Here is a 21996-nt window from a genome sequence, read left to right on the forward strand (position 1 = left end):
ATGGGAGTGCTGCATGAAGAGCCCCGCTTCGGCGGGGCTTTTCGTTAGAGTTGAAGCAAGACCGGCTGGGCCGGGTTGCCGGCCCACGGCCGGCATGACATTCAAGGTGGCGGCCAGCAGGCCGCGCCCATCGCAGGCATCGAAACAATGAAACTGGTAGACGAAGCAGAAATCGAAGTGTTCGCCGGCAACGGCGGCAACGGCTGCATTGGCTTCCGTCGCGAGAAGTTCATTCCGCTCGGCGGCCCGGACGGCGGCGACGGCGGTGCGGGCGGCAGCGTGTACATCCGCGCCGACGAAAACCTGAACACTCTGGTCGACTTCCGCCATGACCGCATCTTCAAGGCGCAGCGCGGCGAGAACGGCATGGGCCGCCAGGCCTATGGCAAGGGTGGCGAAGACCTGACCATCACCGTGCCGGTCGGCACCGTGGTGATCAACGTCGCCACCGATGAAGTCATCGGCGACCTGACCCAGCACGGCGATCGCCTGCTGGTGGCCAAGGGCGGTCGTGGCGGCCTGGGCAACATGCACTTCAAGAGCTCGACCAACCGCTCGCCGCGCCAGGCGTTGCCGGGCGAGCCGGGCGAGGAGCGCACGCTGAAGCTGGAGCTGAAGCTGCTGGCCGATGTCGGCCTGCTGGGCTTCCCCAACGCCGGCAAGAGCACCCTGATCCGCGCCGTTTCGGCGGCGACGCCAAAGGTGGCTGATTACCCGTTCACCACGCTGTACCCGAACCTGGGCGTGGTGAAGGTGGAGAACCACCGCAGCTTCGTGATCGCCGACATTCCGGGCCTGATCGAAGGCGCGGCCGATGGCGCCGGCCTGGGCGCGCAGTTCCTGCGCCATCTGCAGCGCACCCGCCTGCTGCTGCACCTGGTGGACATCTCGCCGATGGAAGGTGGCGTGGACGGCATCTCGCCGGTGGAGCAGGTGCGTGCGATCGAGCGCGAGCTGGAGAAGCACGACCCGGAACTGCTGAAAAAGCCGCGCTGGCTGGTGCTGAACAAGGCTGACCTGATGTTCGAAGACGAGGCGCAGGCCGCAGCCGAGCAGATCGTTGCCGAGCTGGGCTGGAAGGAGCCGTGGTTCCTGGTCTCCGCACTGGGGCGCGAAGGCACCTTCCCGATCATGAGCCGGATCATGGCCTTCTTCGATCGCCAGAAGGAAGAAGAGCAGGAAGCCCGCGACGCGCAATGATGGCGTTGTGGTTCCGTGCAAAAACCCGGCTTTGGCCGGGTTTTTTTTGTTCCCCGGTAGTGGGGGGGGGGGGGGGGGGGGGGGGGGGGGGGGGGGGGGGGGGGGGGGGGGGGGGGGGGGGGGGCCGCGTTGGGGGCCCCCCACCCCACACCCCACACCCTGAATGGGCCCGCCTCCGCGCGGGCCCTTCTTTTTGCTGCACTGCAGGTTGTACCCACTTCGTAATTATGCCGTAATTATCTCAACACCCGTCGGAAGCCGGTCAATGAACCCGAGCTGGGATACGTTGGAACGCAGTCGCCAGGCCCGCCTGGAACGTGCCGCGCCGTGGGCCCGGGGACGCGAGGTCGCCAGCAGCGACGTCGGCGAGTTGCTGCACGCAGTGCTGGAGCCAGGCGACAAGGTCTGCCTGGAGGGCAACAACCAGAAGCAGGCCGATTTCCTCGCCCAGGCGCTGGCCGACCTCGACCCCGCCCGCGTGCATGACCTGCACATGGTGCAGTCGGTCCTCTCACTGCCCTCGCACCTGGACGTATTCGAGCGTGGCGTCGCCTCGAAACTGGATTTCTCGTTCTCCGGCCCGCAATCGGTGCGACTGGCCAACCTGGTGGCCGAAGGGCGCATCCAGATCGGTGCCATCCACACCTACCTGGAACTGTTCGGCCGCTACTTCATCGACCTTACGCCGCGCGTAGCGCTGGTCGCCGCGCAGGCCGCCGACCGCCACGGCAACCTCTATACCGGGCCGAATACGGAAGACACTCCGGTGATCGTCGAAGCCACCGCCTTCGGTGGCGGCATCGTCATCGCCCAGGTCAACGAGATCGTTGACAGCCTCCCCCGCGTCGATGTTCCTGCGGACTGGGTCAACTTCGTGGTGCAGGCGCCGAAGCCGAACCATATCGAGCCGCTGTTCACCCGCGACCCTGCGCAGATCTCCGAAATCCAGGTACTGATGGCAATGATGGCCATCAAGGGCATCTACGCCGAGTACGGCGTGAATCGTTTGAATCACGGCATCGGCTTCGATACGGCCGCCATCGAACTGCTGCTCCCCACCTACGCCGAATCGCTCGGTCTGAAGGGAAAGATCTGCCAGCACTGGGCGTTGAATCCACACCCGGCACTGATTCCGGCGATCGAATCGGGCTTCGTCAGATCGGTGCATTCGTTCGGTTCGGAACTGGGCATGGAGAAATACATTGCCGCGCGGGGCGATGTGTTTTTCACCGGCGCCGACGGCTCGATGCGTTCCAACCGCGCGTTCTCGCAGACCGCAGGCCTGTATGCCTGCGACATGTTCATCGGTTCCACCCTGCAGATCGACCTGCAGGGCAACAGTTCCACTGCCACCCGCGACCGCATCGCCGGCTTCGGCGGCGCACCGAACATGGGCTCGGACGCGCGCGGCCGCCGCCATGCCAGCGAGCCCTGGATCAAGGCCGGCCAGCAGGCCGCACGCCCGGGCGAGATGCCACGCGGGCGCAAACTGGTGGTGCAGATGGTGGAAACCTTCCGCGAGCACATGGCCCCGGCATTCGTTGACCGCCTCGACGCCTGGGAACTGGCCGAACGCGCGAACATGCCGCTGCCGCCGGTGATGATCTACGGCGACGACGTCAGCCATGTGCTGACCGAGGAAGGCATCGCCAACCTGCTGCTGTGCCGCACCCCCGAGGAGCGCGAACAGGCGATCCGTGGCGTGGCCGGCTATACCGCCGTGGGCATCGGGCGCGACCGCGCGATGGTGGAGAACCTGCGCGACCGCGGCGTGATCCGCCGTCCCGGTGACCTCGGCATCTCCGTGCGCGATGCCAGCCGTGACCTGCTGGCGGCGCGTTCGGTGAAGGACCTGGTGCGCTGGTCCGGCGGTCTGTACGACCCGCCCAAGCGCTTCCGCAACTGGTAAGGGGCTGAGCATGGAAACCCTCGACTATCGATTCGAAGGCCGCACCGACGTGCCGTTCGCGCGCGATGCGGTGCTGGTGGGCGTGCTGGCGTCGGGCAACCTGGAAATCCTGCTGGAACCGGCGGCGCAGCAGGGCGCGATGACGGTGCGCGTCATCACCGCCGCGCAGGGCTTCGGCAGCATCTGGCAGGCGGTGATCAACGACTTCGCACAGCGTCATCCGCTGCGCGATGTGCGCGTCTCGATCAACGACGCCGGTGCGACCCCGGCCGTGGTCAGCCTGCGCCTGGACCAGGCCGTGGAAACCCTGCTGGCCGGAGGCACGCCATGAACCACGTACAGCGCCACAGCTATTACGAAGCCGATGCGCGCGAGCGCATCGCCGGGCTGGTCGACGCCGGCTCGTTCCACGAGTTCCTCGGCCCGGCGCGACGGATGATGAGTCCGCACCTGGCCCAGCTCGACCAGCCGGCCGCGTTCGACGATGGCATCGTCGTCGGCGAGGCCAGGCTGCAGGGCAAACACGTGCTGCTGGCCGCACAACAGGGTGAATTCATGGGCGGCGGCGTGGGCGAAGTGCATGGCGCCAAGCTGACCGGGCTGCTGCGCCGTGCGGCGCACACCCGCCCTGACGGCGTGCTGCTGCTGCTCGATACCGGCGGCGTGCGGCTGCACGAAGCCAATGCGGGCCTGATTGCGATCTCCGAGATCATGCGCGCCACCCTGGACGCGCGTGCAGCGGGCGTGCCGGTGATCGCGCTGATCGGCAGCGGCAACGGCGCCTTCGGTGGCATGGGCATCGTTGCCCGCTGCTGCACCACGGTCATCATGTCCGAGGAAGGCCGGATGTCGCTGTCCGGACCGGAGGTGATCGAAACCGTTCGCGGCGTGGAAGAGTTCGACTCACGCGATCGCGCGCTGGTCTGGCGTGTGACCGGTGGCAAGCACCGGTACCTGATCGACCAGGCGCAGGTGCTGGTGCCCGATGCCCTTGAAGCATTCGCGCTGGCCGCACGCGACGCGCTGCACTCCGATGCGGGCAGCACTGACCCGGATGCTGCACTGGCCGCATTGCAGGAACGCCATGCGGCCTTGAAGGCGCGCGTGCGGGCCTGGGGCGATTGCCGCGATGGCCTGGAGATCTGGGCGCGGCTGGGCATTGCCCACCCCGAACGCCTGCCACTGCTCGACACCGATGAATTCCTCACCGCCACCGGCGACCGGAGCCTGCCATGAGCATGCCGTTGCAGACACTGCTCGATGCCCTGTTTCCGCATGGGCATGCCATTGCGGTGAGCGATTCGGTGCTGACCGGCAGCGCCACCACCGACAATGGCGATGTGACTGTGATCGGCACCGCCAACAAGCTCGAGGTGGGCGTGGACCACGCACTGGCACTGGCCGAAACGGTGCTGGCCAGCACCGCCGCGCATCCGCAGCAACCGATCGTGATGCTGGTCGACACCGCCGGCCAGCGCCTGGCACGCCGCGACGAACTGCTCGGCATCAACGGCTGTTTCGCGCACCTGGCGCAGACGCTGGATCTCGCGCGTCGACGTGGCGCGCGACTGGTCACGCTGGTCTACGGTGAATCCGTTAGTGGCGGCTTCCTCTCGTTCGGGCTGATGGCCGACCGCATCCATGCCCTGCCGGATGCGCAGGTGCGGGTGATGGACCTGCGCGCGATGGCCCGGGTGACCAAGCAGCCGCTGGATAAACTGCAGGCGCTGAGCCAGACCTCACCGGTGTTCGCACCGGGCGTGGAGAACTACGTGGCGATGGGTGCGGTGGAATCGTTGTGGGAGGGCAATCTTGCCCAGCACCTTCTGCAGGCCCTGCGCACGCCCGCCCACGGCGACCGCCGCGCAGTGCGCGGAGCCGAACGTGGCGGGCGCATGCTGGCCGCACGCGTGGCTGAAGCCGTGAGCCAGGGCGATGCCTGAGCGGCTGCCCCGACATACGCTGGTCTGGCTGTCAGCGCACGCCGGCTGGCAGGCGGACATCGCCGCGCATGAATCGCGCTTGGCCGACTGGTTTGCACAGGGCCGGCCGGCCATCGTCGCGCGGCGTGCCGCCGACGATGCCGATCCACGCCTGCGTCTCGGCGTGCCGCTGCCGCCCGCCGAGGACAAACTGCGCCTGGCCCTGCGCGTGCCAGCACACGATGTGCTGCGCACCACCCCGCCGCCGGCACTTCAGGCGGTGCTGAAAGGCGACGTTCCACAGGACTGGCGGCGGCCCCTTGAAGTGCTGCAGAACATCGCTGAGGCGCGCGTATTCGGTGCCTTCGCGTGGCAGCACCTTACTGGCCTGCGCTATGTGCACGCGCGCTCGGACGTCGATCTGCTGTGGCCGATCGACACCACCGCGCAGGCCGATGCCCTGGCTGCACGGCTACAGGCATGGGAAGCCGAACACGACCGGCGGGTCGATGGCGAGCTGTGCCTGGGCGGCGACGCCGCCGTGAACTGGCGGGAGTACGCCGGACGCAGCCGCGAGGTACTGGTCAAGCGCCTCGATGGTGCCGCACTGGAACTACGCGATGCGATGTTCGCCTCCGCCGGGGTGAGCGCATGACCGCCGTCGTGCAATCGGCAGTCAGGCCGGCAGCTGCCGTAGACGGCGCGCGCCTGGGGCGCCTCGCCGTCGCCAGCCTGCATGCGGAGCTGGCGCTGGCGCCCAAGCCCGGACTGGTCACGCCATTCGACAGCGGCAGCCATCACGACATGGACGCCGGCACATTCCTGCGCAGCCTGTTCGCGCTGCGCCACTATTTCACCGCCGTGGCCTGCCTCGGTGCAGCCGGGGCGGACTTCGACGCCTTGCGCCGATGTGGCATCGCCGCCGAAATCGCGATGCTGCGCGCAACCGCCGGCGTCAATACCCATCGTGGCGCGGTCTTCAGTCTCGGCCTGCTGGTGGCGGCCGCCGCGGCCTGTCGCTCCCGCCTGGGCCATGCCGCCACGGGTGAGCAGGTCTGCCAGGAAGTGCGCCGCTGGTCTGCCCAGCTCGCCAACGCACCTCTGGATGCCAACAGCCCTGGCCAGCGCGCTCGCGCCCGGCATGGCGTGCAGGGGGTGCGTGAACAAGCAGCCTCTGGCTACCCGCTGCTGCGCGAAGTGGCACTGCCTGCCCTGCGCCACGCAGTGGCCAACGGACTGCCGCGCGAGGCCGCGATGTGCCAGGCCCTGATGCAGCTGGTCGCATGCGTGGATGACCTCAACCTGCTGCACCGTGGCGGCGCCGACGGCCTGCGCTGGGCACAGCGACAGGCGCATGGTTTCCTCGACGGCGGCGGTGCGTTCGTGCCCGGCTGGCAGGCACGCCTGCACGGCATCGGTGAGCGCTTCGTCGCGCGCCGCCTGAGTCCCGGTGGCAGTGCCGACCTGTTGGCCTGTGCCTGGTTCCTGCTACAGCAGGAGGACGCATGAGCCTTGCCCTGCTCTGCTCCGGCCAAGGTGCGCAGCATGCGGCGATGTTCGACCGCGTGCGCGATCTTCCGGCCGCACGCCATACCCTTGATGTGGCCAGCACGGTACTTGGCCGCGATGTGTTTCCCGCCGCTGCGGCCGACGACCGTTTCGACAATGCGCAGGCGCAACCGCTGCTGTGCGCGGTCACTCTGGCGCAGTGGCAGGGGCTGCGCGACAACGTGCCAACGCCGACGCTGGTCGCCGGCTACAGCATCGGCGAGTTGGCCGCGCATGCCATCGCCGGCAGCTTCGATGCGACCACCTGCCTTGCCCTGGCTGCGCAGCGCGCGCAGTTGATGGACGGCGCCAGCCCCGCCGATGCAGGCCTGCAGGCCGTGCTCGGCCTGGAACGCCATGTACTGCAGCCGCTGTGCGATCTGCACGGTGCGCACATGGCCATCGCCAACGGGCAGGACCATTTCATCGTGGGCGGCACGCACGCCGCATTGCAGCGGCTGGCCGGTGCCGCACGGGCGCAGGGTGCCGGCATCCGTCCGCTGGCGGTGCACGTGCCTGCCCACACGCCGTTGCTGGCGGCGGCGGTCGCACCGTTCGCTGCCGCACTCGATGCCTCGCCGCTGCAGGCCCCACGCCTGCCGCTGCTGGCCGGCATCGATGCGCGACCGGTGCGGGATCGCGCAATGGCGGTCCACGCGCTGTCGGCGCAGCTGGCGCAGACCATCGAATGGGCGCAGGTGATGCGCCAGGCCTTCGAGCGCGGCGCGCGGGTGTTCCTGCAGCTGGGCCCGGGCAACGCACTGGCGCGCATGGTCGCGCCGTCCTATCCGTGCTGCGAAGTGCGCGCGGTGGAAGAGTTCCAGAGCCTGGAAGGCGCCGCGGCGTGGGTCCGCAGTGCGCTGGAGCGGCTGCAGTAACGGGTTCGAGCAGTACGTATCACGCATCACGCAGTACGTCGCCTTACCCCGGGATGGCGGGTCTCCATCCGCGCTGTACGTGAGCCACGTGTCTGGGAGGGCGCATGAGTCCACAAATCGCAACGATCATCGGCCTGGTGATCATGTTCATCGTCGCCACAGCGATGCCGATCAACATGGGCGCGGTCGCCTTTGCGCTGGCCTTCATCATCGGCGGGCTGTGGGTCGACATGGGCGGCAAGGAGGTTTTGGCCGGCTTTCCCGGCGATCTGTTCCTGACCCTGGTCGGCATCACCTACCTGTTCGCCATCGCGCAGAAGAACGGCACCATCGACCTGCTGGTGCACTGGGCGGTGAAAGTGGTGCGTGGCCATATCGTGGCCATTCCGTGGGTGATGTTCGTGATCACCGCGGTGCTCACCGCGTTCGGTGCGCTGGGCCCGGCGGCGGTCGCGATCATCGGCCCGGTCGCGCTGCGCTTTGCCAAGCAGTACAACATCAACCCGCTGATGATGGGCCTGCTGGTCATCCATGGTGCGCAGGCCGGCGGCTTCTCGCCCATCAGCGTGTACGGCAGCATTACCAACGGCGTGGTGCAGAAGGCTGGGCTGGAAGTGACCGAGATGGCAGTGTTCCTGACCAGCCTGGGCTTCAACTTCATGATGGCGACGATCTGCTTCTTCGCCTTCGGTGGCATCACCCTGCTGCGTCGCGGCTCGATCACCGCGGCAGGAACAATCGGCAATGCCGAACTGGCGATGGCCGGTGGCCCGCAGGCGTCGTCGCGCCAGTTCGCGATCGAAGGCCATGGCGCGCTGGTCGCAGCAGGCGGCGGCACGCTCAGCAATGATCCGGCGGCACTGGATGCGGTGGGCCTGACCCGCGAACGGTTGTTCACCCTGATCGGCCTGCTCGGCCTGGGCGTGGCCGCGCTGATCTACAACCTCAACGTCGGCCTGGTCTCGATCACCGTCGCGGTGGCGCTGGCGCTGCTGTCGCCACAAAGCCAGAAGGGCGCGGTCGATGGCATCAGCTGGTCCACCGTGCTGCTGATCTGTGGCGTGGTGACCTACATCGGCGTGCTGGAACATGCCGGCGCGGTGGACTTCATCGGCAATGGCGTGTCCGACATCGGCATTCCGCTGCTCGGCGCGCTGCTGGTCTGCTACGTCGGCGGCATCGTCTCCGCATTCGCCTCGTCGGCCGCAGTGCTGGGCGCCACGATTCCGCTGGCGGTGCCGTTCCTGATGCAGGGTCACCTCAGCGCCGCCGGCGTGATCTGCGCGCTGGCGGTGTCGTCCACCATCGTCGATGTCAGCCCGTTCTCCACCAATGGCGCACTGGTGGTGGCCTCGGCAGCGAAGGAAGAGCGCGAAACCCTGTTCCGCCGCTTCCTGGTCTACAGCGGTCTTGTGGTGGCGCTTGGACCGCTGCTGGCCTGGCTGGTATTCGTGGTGCCCGGCTGGATGTAACCACCCAGCGGTAGTGCCGGCCGCTGGACGGCAATCTCATGAAGCCATCCAGCGATCACGGGTTGCCGGCCAGCGGCCGGCACTACCTGGCGGTACACTTCCTCCATGGCCATTGCCCCTGCCCCGCGATCACCGAAGAAGCGCGCGCCTCTGTATGAAGAGGTGGCCGACCACGTGCGCGAGCGCATCTACGACTACCGGCTGCCGCCGGGCGAGTGGATCGACGAGCCCGCGCTGTGCGAAGAACTGGGCATCAGCCGCACGCCGCTGCGCGAGGCGTTGAAGCTGCTGGCCGCCGAAGGCCTGGTACAGATCGACGCAGGTCGTGGCAGCCGGGTCACCCGGTTGACGCTGGAAGACCTCAACCAGCTGTTCCCGGTAATGGCCATGCTGGAAGGCCGTTGCGCGCACGAGGCGGTGAAGCACATCGACGATGCCGGCGTGCAGCAGCTGGAAGACCTGCATGCAGCGATGGAAACCGCGGCGGCCGAGGGCAACATCGCCGAGTACTACCGCAACAACTACCTGATCCACGAAACCGTGCAGCATTACGCGGGCAATCCGTGGCTGATCCGCATCACCCACGACCTGCACCGCATCCTGAAGATGCATCGCGGCCGCCAGCTGCTGACCCCGGGCCGCACCGCGCAGTCGCTGGCCGAACACCGCGAGTTGATGGAGTGCTTCCGCCGCCGCGATGCGCAGGCTGCCGAACGCACCATGGAGCGCCATCTGCTCAGCCAGGGCCAGGCCCTGGCCGCCTATGTGGCAGCGGGCGGGCTGTTGAACGTGCCGGCGCCATTGCCGACCGAAGGCGGCGGTTGAGCGGATGAGGTTGCCGGCCGGCGGCCGGCACTACCCAGCCGAGGTCACGCCCTGGTAGTGCCGGCCGCTGGCCCGCATCCCGGAACATCTCGTCAATCGCCGCCACCGCAGCTGCCGCCGTCACCGCTGCCACCGTCGCTTCCGCAGTCGGAGCTGCTGTAGCTGTGATGGCTGTGGTTGTCACTGGCATAGCCAACGGAGGTGTCATGGCTTCCGCCGCCATCCCCCCGGCTGCCGGAGCCATCGGCCGTGGCCACTGCCAAGCACAGGATGGCGCCGACCAGCGGCAGCAGCCATACCAGCAGCAGCTGCACCGTCCGGCCGCCCGCCGACACCTCTTCGCGCCCCAGCACCACGAAGGTGGCGACGAGGTTCAAGCCCAATACCAGGGCGACCAAGACCAGGGTTACCACCAGCATGGCGCAGCTCCTTGAGCAGGGGGGCATACCTACCGCGACTGATCCATTGGTTGCAGCGCGGCTTTTCCATCGGATTTCCGCTCGAATAAATACTCTGCGAGGCTATCGATAAATGTTGACCAAGCATTTTAGTCAGACCTGCAGGAATTCTACAAACCATCTTGCGCGAGCCGGACATCCTCCGGTTCGCTTAGCAATTCAAGATGTCTGATATAGCAGCTGGCCGCTCCTGACCTACTCCTTCTACACTGTTCTATCTCCAGCTACTTCGGCCCATCACGCAGACTTCTGACAATCCTATTCCAGTAGCGCACAGCCTCAAAATGCTGCTCTCTCGTCAACCAGGCTTTGTTCTCAGGGCTGACCGGATCACCACCAACGATAACGGGTCTAAGCTCGAACAGCTCCATGCCTTTAGGGCGTGCGTGCTTATCCAGGCCAATCATTCTCGCTCTGCCAATTGCGCAAATAAATCCGGAAGGTCGGCCGCTACCACGATGGCGTATTGACGATCCATGCCTATAAAAGGAATCATTACTACCGGCATAGCGACATCCCACATGTCGAATCCATACGCTTCTCCCCCTCCGCTGGAGCCGAACAAAAATACACCGGGCGCATCCGTCTCGACTTCATATTCACGATTGAAATCAACCAGCTCTTCCGCCTTCCAAAAAATGATGTAGTTATCGCCAATGAATCCTTCGCCGCCGTCGTGAGTCTTAAGGAATTCAAGGTAGCTCTTAGGGAGTGCCGTTCTCAATTCTTCTGGCAGGCTATCAATGGCCGAAAGTTGAGCTGGACCATTGAGCTGTCCTTCTGTTAGTTGATATTTCATCGCTATTTTCCTGAAACTCTCTGCAATTGTTTCCACCAAGGAGTCACGTCCTGCCAATGAGCCAGGTGCGCTCTTCAAATACGGAAGTGCTGCCGTTCTCTGCATAGTAGGTGTCGGCAATGCAAAGTGGCACTGGCTCATCATCAATGAAGATGGTTCGGAGTCTGGCAGGACAGCTCTCAAACGGTTCGAGTCGATACCCTGCCTTGAAGGCGATGATATGCCCCCACCGGCGCCCTGGTTCGCCCTGCCCGTCATGAAGATGGGACAATGCAGGGCGCGCCGGGCTGCTTCCAGGCCGCCGGCGCCCCTCGCACCACACGGAAGAAGAAGAACAACAACATGCTGAAAGTCATTTTCGATACCGACCCGGGCGTCGACGACGCCCTGGCCCTGCTTTACCTGCACAAGCACGCCCAGATCGACCTGATCGGTGTCACCACCACCTTCGGCAATGCCTCGGTGGAGTCGACCACGCACAACGCGCTGTACCTGAAGCAGGCCTGGGGCTTCGCCGCCCCGGTCGCGCGCGGTGCCGATGGCCCTCTGCAGCCGGAAGCCACCCCGGAAGCGTGGCCGGTGCACATCCACGGCCACAACGGCCTGGGCAACCACCCGGTGCCGGCCAGCCTGGACGTGGCCGCCGATGCCCGCCCGGCCCACCAGCTGATCATCGATCTGGTCCGCGCCCATCCGGGCGAACTGACCCTGGTCGCGGTCGGCCGCATGACCAACCTGGCCCTGGCCCTGCAGCAGGCCCCGGACATCGCCGGCCTGGTACGCGGCGTGGTGATCATGGGCGGCGCCTTCCACGTCAACGGCAACATCACCCCGGCCGCCGAGGCCAACATCTGGGGCGATGCCGAAGCGGCCGACGTGGTGTTCACCGCCAGCTGGCCGGTCACCGCGATCGGCCTGGACGTGACCACCCGCGTGGAAATGGACCGTGACGGCCTGGATAAGCTGGCCGCCATCGGCGGTGCCGACGCCGAGCTGGTCCGTGCGCTGTCGCAGGATTACGTCGACTTCTACCTGCAGGCCGGCCACAAGGGCATGGTCGTGCACGACTGCTGCGCATGCATCGCGCTGACCCGCCCGGAACTGTTCCAGTTCGAGCGCGCCAGCGTGCGTGTGGCCACCGACGGCGTTGCCCGCGGCATGACCATTCCCAAGCCGGAAGGCCTGGCATTCGGCCCCAGCGTGTGGGACGGCCACGTGGTGCAGTCGATTGCCATCGGTGTGGATGCGGCCGCGGTACTGGCCGACATCGAGCAGACCCTGAAGGTCTGACCGTCTAGCGCTTGGCCCTGCCCGGGACCGTCTCGGGCAGGGTCCACAGCACCGGCAGCACCAGCACCGCCACCAGTGCGATCATCGCGCCCGGCGCCGCCGCCCAGCCGCTGCGCTCCACCCACCATTGCGCCAGCCACGGCGTTGCGCCGCCGAAGAAGGCAGTGGCCATGGTTACCCCCAGTGCGAGACCGCTGACCCGGCCTTCGCCTGGGAACTGCTCAGCCGTGGCCGGGGCGGCCACCGCGCTTACACCGCCGGCCACGCAGGCCAGCAGCACCGCCGCCAGCACGATGCCCAGCGCCGTCGCCTGTGCCATCCACGCAAACAGGGACAGCGGCAGCAGCGCTGCCAGCACGGTCAGGCCCAACAACACCGGACGTCGTCCGACCCGGTCCGACAATGCGCCACACAGGGGCGTGATCGCGATGACTGCCACCGCCGCGATCGTCGACAGCCACAGTGCGTCACCCTCATCGTGGCCCTGCGCGTGCAGGAATGCAGGCACATAGGTGATGCCCACGTAGTAAGTGATCGATCCCAGCGCCGAAATCGCGAACGTGCGCGCCACCGCCAACGGATGATGCTGCAGCACATGCCGCAGCGGTGTGGCGGGAATGCTGCCTTCGCGGCGCTGGCGCTCGAACTCCGGCGACTCGTGCATGCCCGAACGCGCAATCAGGATCACCAGCGCAAGCGCAGCGCCGACAAGGAACGGAATCCGCCAGCCCCAGCTGTCCAGCTGCGGTGTCGGCAGCAGTGCAACGGTAAGTGCAGAGATCGCCACCGCCAGCAGTGCGCCCACTTCGCTGGCCGCCGAAGCCAATGACGTAACCAGGCCGCGTCGGCGCGCCGGTGCGCTTTCCAGCAGGTACGCCACCACGCCGGTATATTCGCCGCCCACCGAGAACGCCATCACGCAGCGCAGCACCAGCAGCAGCACGCCGGCCGTGGCGCCTGCGGTGGCCGCGGTCGGCAGCAGCGCGGTGGCCAGCATTGCCGCTGCCATCAACGCCATCGACGCCAGCAGCATCCAGCGCCGGCCCAGGCGGTCACCCAGGTGACCAAAGCACAGCGCGCCCAGCGGACGCATCAGGTAGGACACGGCGAATCCGGCCAAGGTGACCAGCAGCGCCTGCTCGCCACCGCCGAAGAACACCCGCGACAGCACCGTGGCGAAGTACAGGTACAGGGTGAAGTCGTACCACTCCACCACCGTGGACAGGCCGGCCACCCACATCGAGCGCTGTCGCGCCACAGTCATCGCGTATTCGCCTTCAACAGCCTCGATCCCGGTTGGGCAGGTTCGGCGCAGCGTGGCATGGATGGGGTGAAATACCGGTCATCGGCTATCGGCTGCCTGCATGTACTGGGTTTCATGGCCGGTGAAGCGCTCACCGTCAAAGCCGAAGCAGAAGCGTCCTTGCTCGAACGCGCGGTAGACCAGCAGCGCACCGTCGAGGCAGAACTGCTGCTGATCCACGCCTGTTTCCTGCGTCCCGTAGCCAACGCGACATCCAGCGTATCGGGATCGTGTTCGGCAAGTTGCTTCAGTGCATTGGTGTAGCCACCCGGAAACGCGAGCCGTTCGTAGTGCTGGTGGAACGCCGCGCAGGCCTGGGTGTGCAGCAGCCTGCGTTCCGGGTCACGCCAGCGCAACGCAGCACTCTCCCGGATGGCCCGCGGCAACCGGTTGATCTCATCCGCATTGGCTCGGATCAGGCGTTCCATCAGGGCACGGGAATAAGCCTTCGTTCCTTCCATGTGGTTTGTCAGGGGTCAGTTCCCTTTCCCTGCGGGAACGGGACCTGCCCCACTTCAGGTCACGGCACGCGGCGCAATGTCACCAGGGTGATCTCCGACGGCACGCCGATGCGTGCCGGGAAACCGGCCCAGAGGCCCGCACCATTGCTCACGTAAAGGGTCATCCCGTCCACGTCGTAGCGGCCGGAGACGAAGCCACCATTGGCCCGCCTCACCAGTTGGTCCATGCCGATGATCTGCCCACCGTGAGTGTGCCCGGACAATTGCAGCTTCACGCCGCGCGCCGCCGCCTCTCGCGCGTTGCGCGGGCGGTGGTCAAGCAGGATCACCGGCGCAGAAGGATCGGCGCCGGCCAAGGCGGCGTCCAGATCCGGCAGCGGCAGGCCGTAGCGTGCGGCCACCGGATCGGTGACCCCGGCAATGGTCAGCGCTGCATCACCGCGTCGTACCTGCAGGTGGCTGTTCTCCAGCACCTGCATGTGCAGCGCACGGAACGCCTGCATCCATGCCTGGTACTGCGCGTAATACTCGTGGTTGCCGGTAATGGCGACGACACCGTCCGGCGCCCGCAGATCGGCCAGAGGACGCGCGTCGTCACGACGGGCCTCGACACTGCCGTCGATCAGATCGCCGGTGATCACGATCAGATCCGGCGCCAATGCGTTGCTCTCATCCACCACCCTGCGCACCCAGTCGCCGGTCAGCAGGCGGCTGGCATGGATGTCGGTCAGCTGCAGCACGCGATAGCCGTCGAACGCCGCTGGCAGCCCGGCAACGCTCACCTCGATCTGCCGGGGCTGGGGCACTGCCATGCCCTGGCTGACACCATAACCACTGACCAGCAGGGCCAGCACGCCGGCCGCCGGCCGCAAGCGCCGCGTGCGCAATGCGGCTACCGCACGTGGCCAGCGCAGCAGGCGGGACGCGAGCAGGCCCACATCCATCGCGATCATCAGCAACGCCAACAGCAACACCGCCGTGGAGCCGGTGGCCAGCGTGGCGATGGCCAGTTTCGGAATTTCCGGCGACGCCATGGTGCCCCAGAAGGTGGCGACGATACGCAGCTGCACGGCTACGCCCACCAGCAGCAGCGACAGCACGACCTTCAGCCAAGTGGGCATGCGCTGTGGCCAGAACAGGCGCCAGGCCACATACAGGCCCATCAACAAACCGATCGTACTCAGCACTGCAACCATCCTGGAAAGAAAGTGGGCCGCCATGGTGACGGCTGCAGGCGGTGTTGTGTAGCACCGAGCCCATGCCCGGTATTTCAATCTGCAGCCGAGCATGGGCTCGGCGCTACAACAACAGGGGCGTCAAGCCATTCCGTCGAGGCGCTGCACCCGCAGGCGGGCGATACGGCGCTTCTCCATCGCCAGCACGGTGATGCGCACGCACGCCACCTCCACCGCATCGCCGATGTCCGGCAGCCGGCCCAGCTGCTCCAGCACCAGCCCGGAGATGGTCATGTAGTCGGCACTGCGTGGCAGCGATACGCCGGTCAGCCGCTGCAGGTCGTCCAGAGTCAGTGCACCGTCGGCCTCCCACTGCTCCTCGCCCTGCGCGACCACGCCATAGCGCTCGTCCTGGGTATCGACCAGATCGCCGGCAATCGCCGCCAGCAGATCGTTGGCGGTCACCAGACCCTCCACGCTGCCGTACTCATCCACCGCCACCGCCAGCGGTACCGGATGCTGGCGGATCAGTTCCAGCGCCTGCAGCGCACTGGCGCTGGACAGCACGTACTGCGGCTCGCGCAGGTTGCCTTCCAGCTGCAGCGGCCTGCCCTGCAGCAGGTCGGCCAGCAGGTCGCGGCTCTGCACCACGCCACGCAGGCTGTCCAGGTCACCCTCACCCACCAGCAGGCGGGTGTGCGGCGACGCCACCAGGCGCGCCACGACGTCCTCCTGCCCACGCGCCAGGTCGATCCACTGCACATCGGCGCGCACGGTCATTACGCTCGACACCGGCCGGTCGGCCAGGCCCAGCACGCTGCGGATCATTTCGTGTTCGGCAGGCTGCAGGCGCTCTCCGGCGTCCACCTGCGCGTCCAGGCCTTCATCGTCGTGGCCATTGGCCGGGCGCGCGCCGAGCATGCGCAGCACCGCATCAGCGGTGCGCTGCCGGAACGGCTGGCGACGCTCGTTGCGCTCACGGTTGAAACGCACCCACTGGTTGAAGGCTTCCACCAGGATCGAGAAGGCGATCGCCGCGTACAGGTAGCCCTTCGGGATCTTGTAGCCCAGGCCCTCGGCCACCAGGCTGAAGCCGATCATCAGCAGGAAGCCCAGGCACAGCACCACCACGGTGGGATGCTTGTTGACGAAGCGGGTCAACGGCTTGCTCGCCAGCAACATCAGCGCCATCGCGATGGTCACGGCGGCATACATCACGCCCAGGTTGTCGACCATGCCGACCGCGGTGATCACCGAATCCAGCGAGAACACCGCATCGAGCACCACGATCTGCGCCACCACCATGGCGAAACTGGCGTAGACCTTCTTGCCATCCTCGTGGTGCGCGCGGCCTTCCAGCCGTTCGTGCAGCTCCATGGTGCCCTTGAACAGCAGGAACAGGCCACCGCCCAGCAGGATCAGGTCACGTCCGGAAAAGCTGTGCTCGAACAGCGTAAGCAGCGGCTCGGTCAGTTTCATGATCCAGGCCAGCGCCGCCAGAAGCACCAGCCGCATCAGCAGGGCCAGTGCCAGGCCGATCACCCGCGCGCGGTCGCGCTGGTGTGGCGGAAGCTTGTCGGCAAGGATCGCGATGAACACCAGGTTGTCGATGCCGAGCACGATCTCAAGCACGACCAGGGTTGCAAGGCCCATCCATATCGAGGGGTCAGCCAACCATTCCATTTCAGGTCCGTTTCGTCAGTAGGTAAGGGAGAAGAACAAACACTCAGTCTGCGTCCTGCGTGTGCGACGGGTCGTACCCGAGCAGGTCGCCAGGCGTGCATTGCAGCTCCCGGCAGATCGCATCCAGCGTGGAAAAGCGGATGGCGCGCGCCTTGCCGGTCTTCAGGATCGACAGGTTCGCCAGGGTGATGTCGATGCGCCCGGCCAGCTCGGACAGGGTCATGCCCCGTTCCTGCAGCACGCGGTCCAGGGTGATGACGATTGCCATCAGATGACACCGTCGAGGTCATCGCGCATCGCCGCGCCCACGGCGAAGACGCGTGCCAGCACGAACAGCATCATCACCGCCACCAGCCCGGTGATCGACATGCCGCCGCCCACCTCCATCCAGGTGAAGTCCGGGCCCATCCAGGCCGCGTAGGCGCCGATCAGAATCGACAGCAGCTCCATCGCCAGCATCAGCCACGCCATCCGTTGCAGTCGCTGCGCATTGGCGTGGGTGAACGGCCTTTCGCGCGCCGCCGATTTCAGCAGCCGCAGCAGATGGCGCAGGAACAGCAGGCACAGCACCAGCAGCGCGACGATCGCAGCCAGCCCCAGGCAGAAGTGCAGGAACAGCGCGTTGCCGTGTGCAGCAGCGGCAGCGGCATCGTGGACGCTGTCGAGCAGCCAGCGACGGTCGTGCGCGACCAGCGGCACGGCCAGCAGTGCGGCCAGGATGCCCAGCCAGCACATCGCCCGGACGGCCTGGACGGCGGCCTGGGCCAGGGTGAACAAGCCTCGCGCGGGTCTGGCGCGGGCGGGACGAGCGGTCAAGCGGCCTCCGGCATTGGGGCGGCCTCGCCGCCCCGGGGTGGATTTATCGATAAACGATATATCACAACGTGCGTGAAAGGCTGAATCGCGGGCCTGGGCAGCCTGCGCGGCACGGGGCCAGCGTTATTGGCTGGGTGCAGTCTGCTCCAGCATCGCTTCGCCCGGCGTCACCGAGGCCATCGCCTGCACGCCGGCCTCGGCCGCCTGCCGCGTGACCAGCCGGAAACGCACCTGCAGCTTGGCCTGCCCGGGCGTGGCCCAGCCGTACTGGATCGCCACCTGGTCCGCCGACAACGGCCCACGGCCTGGCAGCGAGCGCGCCTGCAACGGCGTCGGCGCCGCCTGCACCAACCGGGCAAAGCCCTTCTGCACGACCGCCGCGTCGGCCTTTTCGGCGTAGACCGTACACGTGCCATCGTCAGCCCAGCTGACCGCATAGCGGCCGCTGGCCAGCGGCACCATCCAGGCCACGCCCGACTGCCCCTGCAGCAACGTTGCCGCCTCGGCAGGCTGCAGCGGTGACAGCCCGTTGGATTCCATCAACGACTGCAACCGCGCCGGTGCGCCGATGTGCTGCATGCAGGCGGTATCGAACAACTCACTGAAAGGGTCCTGCGCCTGTGCGCTGGCCTTCGGTGCACGTGCAGGCTGCGCCGCCGCCAGGGCAGGCAGCAGGGCCAGGATCAGCCAGGAGGCAGGGCGCATTGGAACTCCACGGTACGGAACGCAGCGGGGAGGATGGCAAAGCCCGGGCGCGGCGTGCAACGGCCGCGTTGCCGCCGGCCTCCCCGCGCCGAGGTCAGGCTGTGATCTCGCCCTCGTCCTCGCCATCCCAGTAGTGGATACGGCTGGCGCGCACATGGATCAGTACCAGTCCCGGTGTATCCACTCCCTGTTCGAACCACCGTTCCAGGTCCTTCACCCAGTGCTCGCGCATCGTGGCCCGATCGCGCACCAGCGCCGCCCTTCCCTGCACGTGCACGAACAGCGGCGGCTTGCCCAGCAGCGACTTGCTGCCGGAGAAACCCAGTGCGACGGTGGGGTCAGCCTCGATCTCGCGCACCATGTCGGTGTCTTCCATGGTGAAGAACCAGCTGTCACCGTCATAGTCCACGTCACCGTTGTTGCTCATGGGGCGACCGGCAATTTCTCCACCGGCGCGGGTCTGCAGCATCGTGAAATCGATGCCGGCCATTTTCTTGGCAAGTTCTGGGAGGGTGAGCTGGGTCACGGCGCGGTCCTTGATCGGAGGGACGCCCAGCGTCTGCGCAGAGCGGTGACCGGAAAGTGGATGAGCACTTGCGGCCTCTTCACGGGAAACGAGATACGGCGCATGGCCCGTTCGTGACGCACTCCACACCACCATGCTTACGTTAAAAGCAGATGGAGGAACGCCCCTGCGAAGCACCACAGCCGGCTAACAGGGGGGTGCCCGAGAATCGCGCAACCCTGTGGCACGACCGGCATGGCCGCCGGCGTGCACGCGGCGATTCCTCCCCAACCGCATGGCCTCCACATGGATCTGTTCACCTGGCTCGCGTTCGGCTGCTATCTGTCGGCGTTCTTCATTGTCTCGCTGTTTGCTGCGGCCTATCTGAAACGTTCCGACTTCATGCCCTACCACGCGCAGGCCGTGGGCCTGTCGTGGGCGGAGATCGAACCGCGCATGCAGGTGCTGCTGATGGCACTCATCCGCGTGGTCGGCGCCGGGTGGATCGCACTGGCCGGTGCCGGCGTGATGCTGGCCTGGTTGATCTTCTTCGGTGGTCACTTCGCGCTGCCACAGCTGCTGGCGTTCCAGTTGTTCTGCCTGGTCGCCACCGCGCCCCCGGTGCTGGTCGCCTCCGGCGTGCGGCGACGCACCGGTGCGCGTACCCCGGTATCCACCGGCGCGGCCGTGGTGCTGCTGTCGCTCCTCGGCCTCGCGCTGGCCGTGCTGTCACTGTCCCGGTGAGTTCCCTTCCCCCCTCCCCACGAGGCTCCGCCATGAACCCCGAATCGATCTTCTACAGCGTGGTCAACGGTGATCTTCCACGTTCCCAGGCCGGCACCCTGCTCGGCTGGCGCTTCATCGGTTATGACGATGCACTGCGTCGCATCCAGGTTGAGTTCGACGCCGGGACGGTGCTCACCAACCCGATGGGCAACGTGCAGGGCGGATTCCTGTCAGCGATGCTGGACGACTGCATGGGGCCGGCGATCTACGCCACCCTGCCAGCCAACCGCATCGCGGTCACGGTGGAATCCAAGACCAGTTTCGTCAACCCGGCACGGCCGGGGCGGATCATCGGCTGGGGCGAAGTCGAGCACAGCAAGGGCAGCATCGCCTTCACCCGTGGCTGGCTGACCGACCCGGCCGGCAAGGTACTGGCTACCGCCAGCGCCACCTTCCGGGTGGGTGCGCTGCGCTGGCGCGGGCTCTCGATGCCGCGTCCCATCGCGCGCCGGATGATCGCGCGCACGCTGCGGCGCGTGCATGCGCGCATCGGCTGATGCGTGTCCTCAACGTGCGTTGCGGCCGCCGCCGGCCACCCGCACGCGGTCGCGGCCCTGCGCCTTGGCCTGGTACATGGCTGCGTCGGCGGCGCGCAGCAGGGTGCGCCAGCCCAGCGCATCGGTGCCCCCCTCGGCTACACCGAAGCTGGCAGTGACCCGCAGCACGTTGCCTGCGGCCAGTGCGATGTCCAGCTGCCGCATGGCCACGCGCAGCGACTCGGCCAACTGGCGGCCGCCGGCCAGATCGCCGTCGGCCAGCAGCACCAGGAATTCCTCGCCACCGTAGCGGGCGATGCTGTCGCTGCGGCGCAGGTGGCGCTGCAGCAGCTGTGCCACCTGCACCAGCACCTGGTCCCCAGCAGCATGCCCGTGGCCGTCGTTGATGGCCTTGAAGCGATCGATGTCCAGCAGGATCACCACCGCGCTGTTGCCACCGTCGGCATGGCGCTGCTGCACCCTCTGGTCCAGCGCGCGCCGGTTCAACAACCCGGTCAGTTCATCGGTGCCGGCCAGCTGGCGCAGCTCGCTGGTCAACGCCGAGCGCTCGCGCGACTTCTCGCGCAGCACTTCGATGGCATCGAACAGGCGCTGCATCTCGGCCAGCGGGTGGGTCACGTGCTGTTCCGGGCCGGGCGCTTCCGAGGCGATCTGGATCACCTGCTTCTGTGCCTGCAGCAGCGGCCGCAGGATCTGCAGATGGGCAATGCGCAGCGCCACGCCGAGCACCACCAGCGTGCCAAGCACGGTCGCCACCAGCACCACCAGGCGCGTCGCTTCGCGGTTGCGGGTGCGCTCGAAACGGGCGATGGACACGCTCAGGTAACCGTCACGCAGCGCTTCCAGCGACCGCAGGGTCGGTACGTAGCGCGTGGTGAACTCGGCGGCGGTCCACGGCGGCGGCACGCCGCGCCGTCCATCTTCGATCAGCCGTTCGATCATCGGCAGCGATTCGCCGAAGAACTGCCGGCGTGCCATGTCCCAATGCCAGGACAGCGTCGGTTCGCTGCGGAACACGGCTTCATGGCTGCCTGCCAGCCGCCACAGTTCCAGCAGGCGGCCTTCGGTCTGCAATGCCGCCCGCACCTGTTCGTCACGCCAGGCCCCCGGTACCGCCACCGGCGCCATCACGTTCGAGGCCAGGCGGCCGCCATGCTCGCGCAGGTCGATCAGCACCTGGCCCTGCATCGCCGGGATCGCCGCTTCGCGGTCGGCACTGACCAGCACGCTGATCTGCATCGAGGTCAACACGTGCAGGCGATCGACCACGGCGAACATGCTGCTGATCGCGCGCTCCACGTCTTCCACCCGGCGCGCGTCGTGCGGCTGTGCCGCCACCTGGTCCACCGCGGCCCGCGCCGACTGCAGGCGACGTTGCGCGTCGGCCAGCAGCCCATGTTCGTCGACCACGCCCGGATCGGCCTTGAACACGGTGTCCAGTTGCAGCAGGGCGGTGTCGACCCGCTTGCGCGCAAACGCCAGCTGCGCGGCCAGCCGCGCCTGTTCGGCCGCATCGGCCGTATTGGCCCCCAGCAGGCTGTTGGCGGGGCCGCGCTCAGCCGACACCCGGTTGGCCAGGTCGAAGGTCTGCTGCAGCCGGCGCAGGCTGACCAGGTTGTCCTCGGCAGCGGTGAAGCGCAGCGTGCCCTGCACCAGTGCGATGGCCATCAGCGGCAGCGTACAGACTACGAACAGCCCGGCCAGGATCCAGACCCAGGTCCGCAATCCGATGGGCGACGCCTTGCGGGCCATGCACATTTCCCC

At 67.0% G+C, this 21996-nt stretch carries 24 protein-coding genes; 13 read left to right on the forward strand and 11 right to left on the reverse strand.

What is annotated here, in order from left to right; genetic code table 11:
- Positions 1-147 precede the first annotated feature (147 nt).
- From cgtA to ACM0PY_RS03200, 10 genes are all read left to right on the forward strand, one after another.
- A complete protein-coding gene (cgtA, locus tag ACM0PY_RS03155) occupies positions 148-1200 on the forward strand; it encodes an Obg family GTPase CgtA (protein WP_134971713.1) in 1053 nt (350 codons plus the stop codon).
- 265 nt (positions 1201-1465) lie between these two features.
- The gene (mdcA, locus tag ACM0PY_RS03160; protein ID WP_180884914.1) at positions 1466-3109 is read left to right on the forward strand and encodes a malonate decarboxylase subunit alpha; all 1644 of its coding nucleotides are present in this window, start codon (positions 1466-1468) and stop codon (positions 3107-3109) included.
- 10 nt (positions 3110-3119) lie between these two features.
- The gene (gene mdcC, locus ACM0PY_RS03165; RefSeq protein WP_134970903.1) at positions 3120-3440 is read left to right on the forward strand and encodes a malonate decarboxylase acyl carrier protein; all 321 of its coding nucleotides are present in this window, start codon (positions 3120-3122) and stop codon (positions 3438-3440) included.
- Positions 3437-4345, forward strand: coding sequence for a biotin-independent malonate decarboxylase subunit beta (locus tag ACM0PY_RS03170; RefSeq protein ID WP_180884916.1), 909 nt, complete (start codon positions 3437-3439; stop codon positions 4343-4345). The genes mdcC and ACM0PY_RS03170 overlap by 4 nt, the downstream gene beginning before the upstream one ends.
- Positions 4346-4347: 2 nt before the next feature.
- On the forward strand, positions 4348-5052 hold the full coding sequence (gene mdcE, locus ACM0PY_RS03175; RefSeq protein ID WP_180884954.1) for a biotin-independent malonate decarboxylase subunit gamma: 705 nt from the start codon (positions 4348-4350) through the stop codon (positions 5050-5052).
- Entirely contained in the window at positions 5045-5686 is a 642-nt protein-coding gene (gene mdcG, locus ACM0PY_RS03180) for a malonate decarboxylase holo-[acyl-carrier-protein] synthase (protein WP_134970905.1), read from the forward strand. The genes mdcE and mdcG overlap by 8 nt, the downstream gene beginning before the upstream one ends.
- Complete coding sequence (gene mdcB, locus ACM0PY_RS03185) at positions 5683-6540, forward strand: triphosphoribosyl-dephospho-CoA synthase MdcB (RefSeq protein WP_134970907.1); 858 nt, start codon at positions 5683-5685, stop codon at positions 6538-6540. The genes mdcG and mdcB overlap by 4 nt, the downstream gene beginning before the upstream one ends.
- On the forward strand, positions 6537-7457 hold the full coding sequence (mdcH, locus tag ACM0PY_RS03190; RefSeq protein ID WP_414609412.1) for a malonate decarboxylase subunit epsilon: 921 nt from the start codon (positions 6537-6539) through the stop codon (positions 7455-7457). The genes mdcB and mdcH overlap by 4 nt, the downstream gene beginning before the upstream one ends.
- A 104-nt stretch (positions 7458-7561) precedes the next feature.
- Entirely contained in the window at positions 7562-8929 is a 1368-nt protein-coding gene (locus tag ACM0PY_RS03195; RefSeq protein WP_180884921.1) for an SLC13 family permease, read from the forward strand.
- Between the two features lie 105 nt (positions 8930-9034).
- The gene (locus ACM0PY_RS03200; protein ID WP_059033516.1) at positions 9035-9754 is read left to right on the forward strand and encodes a GntR family transcriptional regulator; all 720 of its coding nucleotides are present in this window, start codon (positions 9035-9037) and stop codon (positions 9752-9754) included.
- Between the two features lie 92 nt (positions 9755-9846).
- On the opposite strand, the gene ACM0PY_RS03205 is transcribed toward ACM0PY_RS03200, so the two are convergent.
- Both ACM0PY_RS03205 and ACM0PY_RS03210 read right to left on the reverse strand, forming a co-directional pair.
- The gene (locus tag ACM0PY_RS03205) at positions 9847-10173 is read right to left on the reverse strand and encodes a hypothetical protein (RefSeq protein WP_134970911.1); all 327 of its coding nucleotides are present in this window, start codon (positions 10171-10173) and stop codon (positions 9847-9849) included.
- 442 nt (positions 10174-10615) lie between these two features.
- Positions 10616-11152, reverse strand: a complete 537-nt coding sequence (locus tag ACM0PY_RS03210) for an SMI1/KNR4 family protein (protein ID WP_456115951.1) — start codon at positions 11150-11152, stop codon at positions 10616-10618.
- A gap of 201 nt (positions 11153-11353) precedes the next feature.
- Here ACM0PY_RS03210 and ACM0PY_RS03215 point away from each other — a divergent pair, with 201 nt between their 5' ends.
- Entirely contained in the window at positions 11354-12301 is a 948-nt protein-coding gene (locus tag ACM0PY_RS03215) for a nucleoside hydrolase (RefSeq protein WP_134970913.1), read from the forward strand.
- A 4-nt stretch (positions 12302-12305) separates the two neighbouring features.
- Here ACM0PY_RS03215 and ACM0PY_RS03220 read toward each other — a convergent pair whose 3' ends face one another.
- The 8 genes from ACM0PY_RS03220 to ACM0PY_RS03255 form a co-directional block, all read right to left on the reverse strand.
- Positions 12306-13565, reverse strand: coding sequence for an MFS transporter (locus tag ACM0PY_RS03220; protein ID WP_061479175.1), 1260 nt, complete (start codon positions 13563-13565; stop codon positions 12306-12308).
- On the reverse strand, positions 13562-14065 hold the full coding sequence (locus ACM0PY_RS03225; RefSeq protein ID WP_180884925.1) for a hypothetical protein: 504 nt from the start codon (positions 14063-14065) through the stop codon (positions 13562-13564). The genes ACM0PY_RS03220 and ACM0PY_RS03225 overlap by 4 nt, the downstream gene beginning before the upstream one ends.
- Before the next feature lie 59 nt (positions 14066-14124).
- On the reverse strand, positions 14125-15261 hold the full coding sequence (locus tag ACM0PY_RS03230; RefSeq protein WP_134970917.1) for a metallophosphoesterase: 1137 nt from the start codon (positions 15259-15261) through the stop codon (positions 14125-14127).
- A 120-nt stretch (positions 15262-15381) separates the two neighbouring features.
- Entirely contained in the window at positions 15382-16923 is a 1542-nt protein-coding gene (locus ACM0PY_RS03235) for a TerC family protein (RefSeq protein WP_134970915.1), read from the reverse strand.
- 43 nt (positions 16924-16966) lie between these two features.
- Positions 16967-17191, reverse strand: coding sequence for a helix-turn-helix domain-containing protein (locus ACM0PY_RS03240; protein ID WP_061479178.1), 225 nt, complete (start codon positions 17189-17191; stop codon positions 16967-16969).
- A complete protein-coding gene (locus ACM0PY_RS03245) occupies positions 17191-17658 on the reverse strand; it encodes a DUF2975 domain-containing protein (RefSeq protein WP_134968089.1) in 468 nt (155 codons plus the stop codon). The genes ACM0PY_RS03240 and ACM0PY_RS03245 overlap by 1 nt, the downstream gene beginning before the upstream one ends.
- A gap of 204 nt (positions 17659-17862) precedes the next feature.
- A complete protein-coding gene (locus ACM0PY_RS03250) occupies positions 17863-18444 on the reverse strand; it encodes an NMCC_0638 family (lipo)protein (RefSeq protein WP_180884927.1) in 582 nt (193 codons plus the stop codon).
- 94 nt (positions 18445-18538) lie between these two features.
- A complete protein-coding gene (locus ACM0PY_RS03255) occupies positions 18539-18970 on the reverse strand; it encodes a pyridoxamine 5'-phosphate oxidase family protein (protein ID WP_111201175.1) in 432 nt (143 codons plus the stop codon).
- A gap of 285 nt (positions 18971-19255) precedes the next feature.
- On the opposite strand from ACM0PY_RS03255, the gene ACM0PY_RS03260 reads away from it, so the two are divergent.
- Positions 19256-19693 (forward strand): hypothetical protein, encoded by a 438-nt coding sequence (locus tag ACM0PY_RS03260; RefSeq protein WP_180884929.1) that lies wholly within the window; start codon positions 19256-19258, stop codon positions 19691-19693.
- 32 nt (positions 19694-19725) lie between these two features.
- Positions 19726-20232 carry a PaaI family thioesterase gene (locus ACM0PY_RS03265; RefSeq protein WP_061479182.1) on the forward strand — a complete coding sequence of 169 codons (507 nt, stop codon included), beginning with the start codon at positions 19726-19728 and terminating at the stop codon, positions 20230-20232.
- 9 nt (positions 20233-20241) lie between these two features.
- On the opposite strand, the gene ACM0PY_RS03270 is transcribed toward ACM0PY_RS03265, so the two are convergent.
- Positions 20242-21984 (reverse strand): GGDEF domain-containing protein, encoded by a 1743-nt coding sequence (locus tag ACM0PY_RS03270; RefSeq protein ID WP_180884931.1) that lies wholly within the window; start codon positions 21982-21984, stop codon positions 20242-20244.
- Positions 21985-21996 lie beyond the last annotated feature (12 nt).

It is taken from the genome of Stenotrophomonas sp. BR163, assembly GCF_047520985.2.
Taxonomy (GTDB): Bacteria; Pseudomonadota; Gammaproteobacteria; order Xanthomonadales; family Xanthomonadaceae; genus Stenotrophomonas; species Stenotrophomonas sepilia.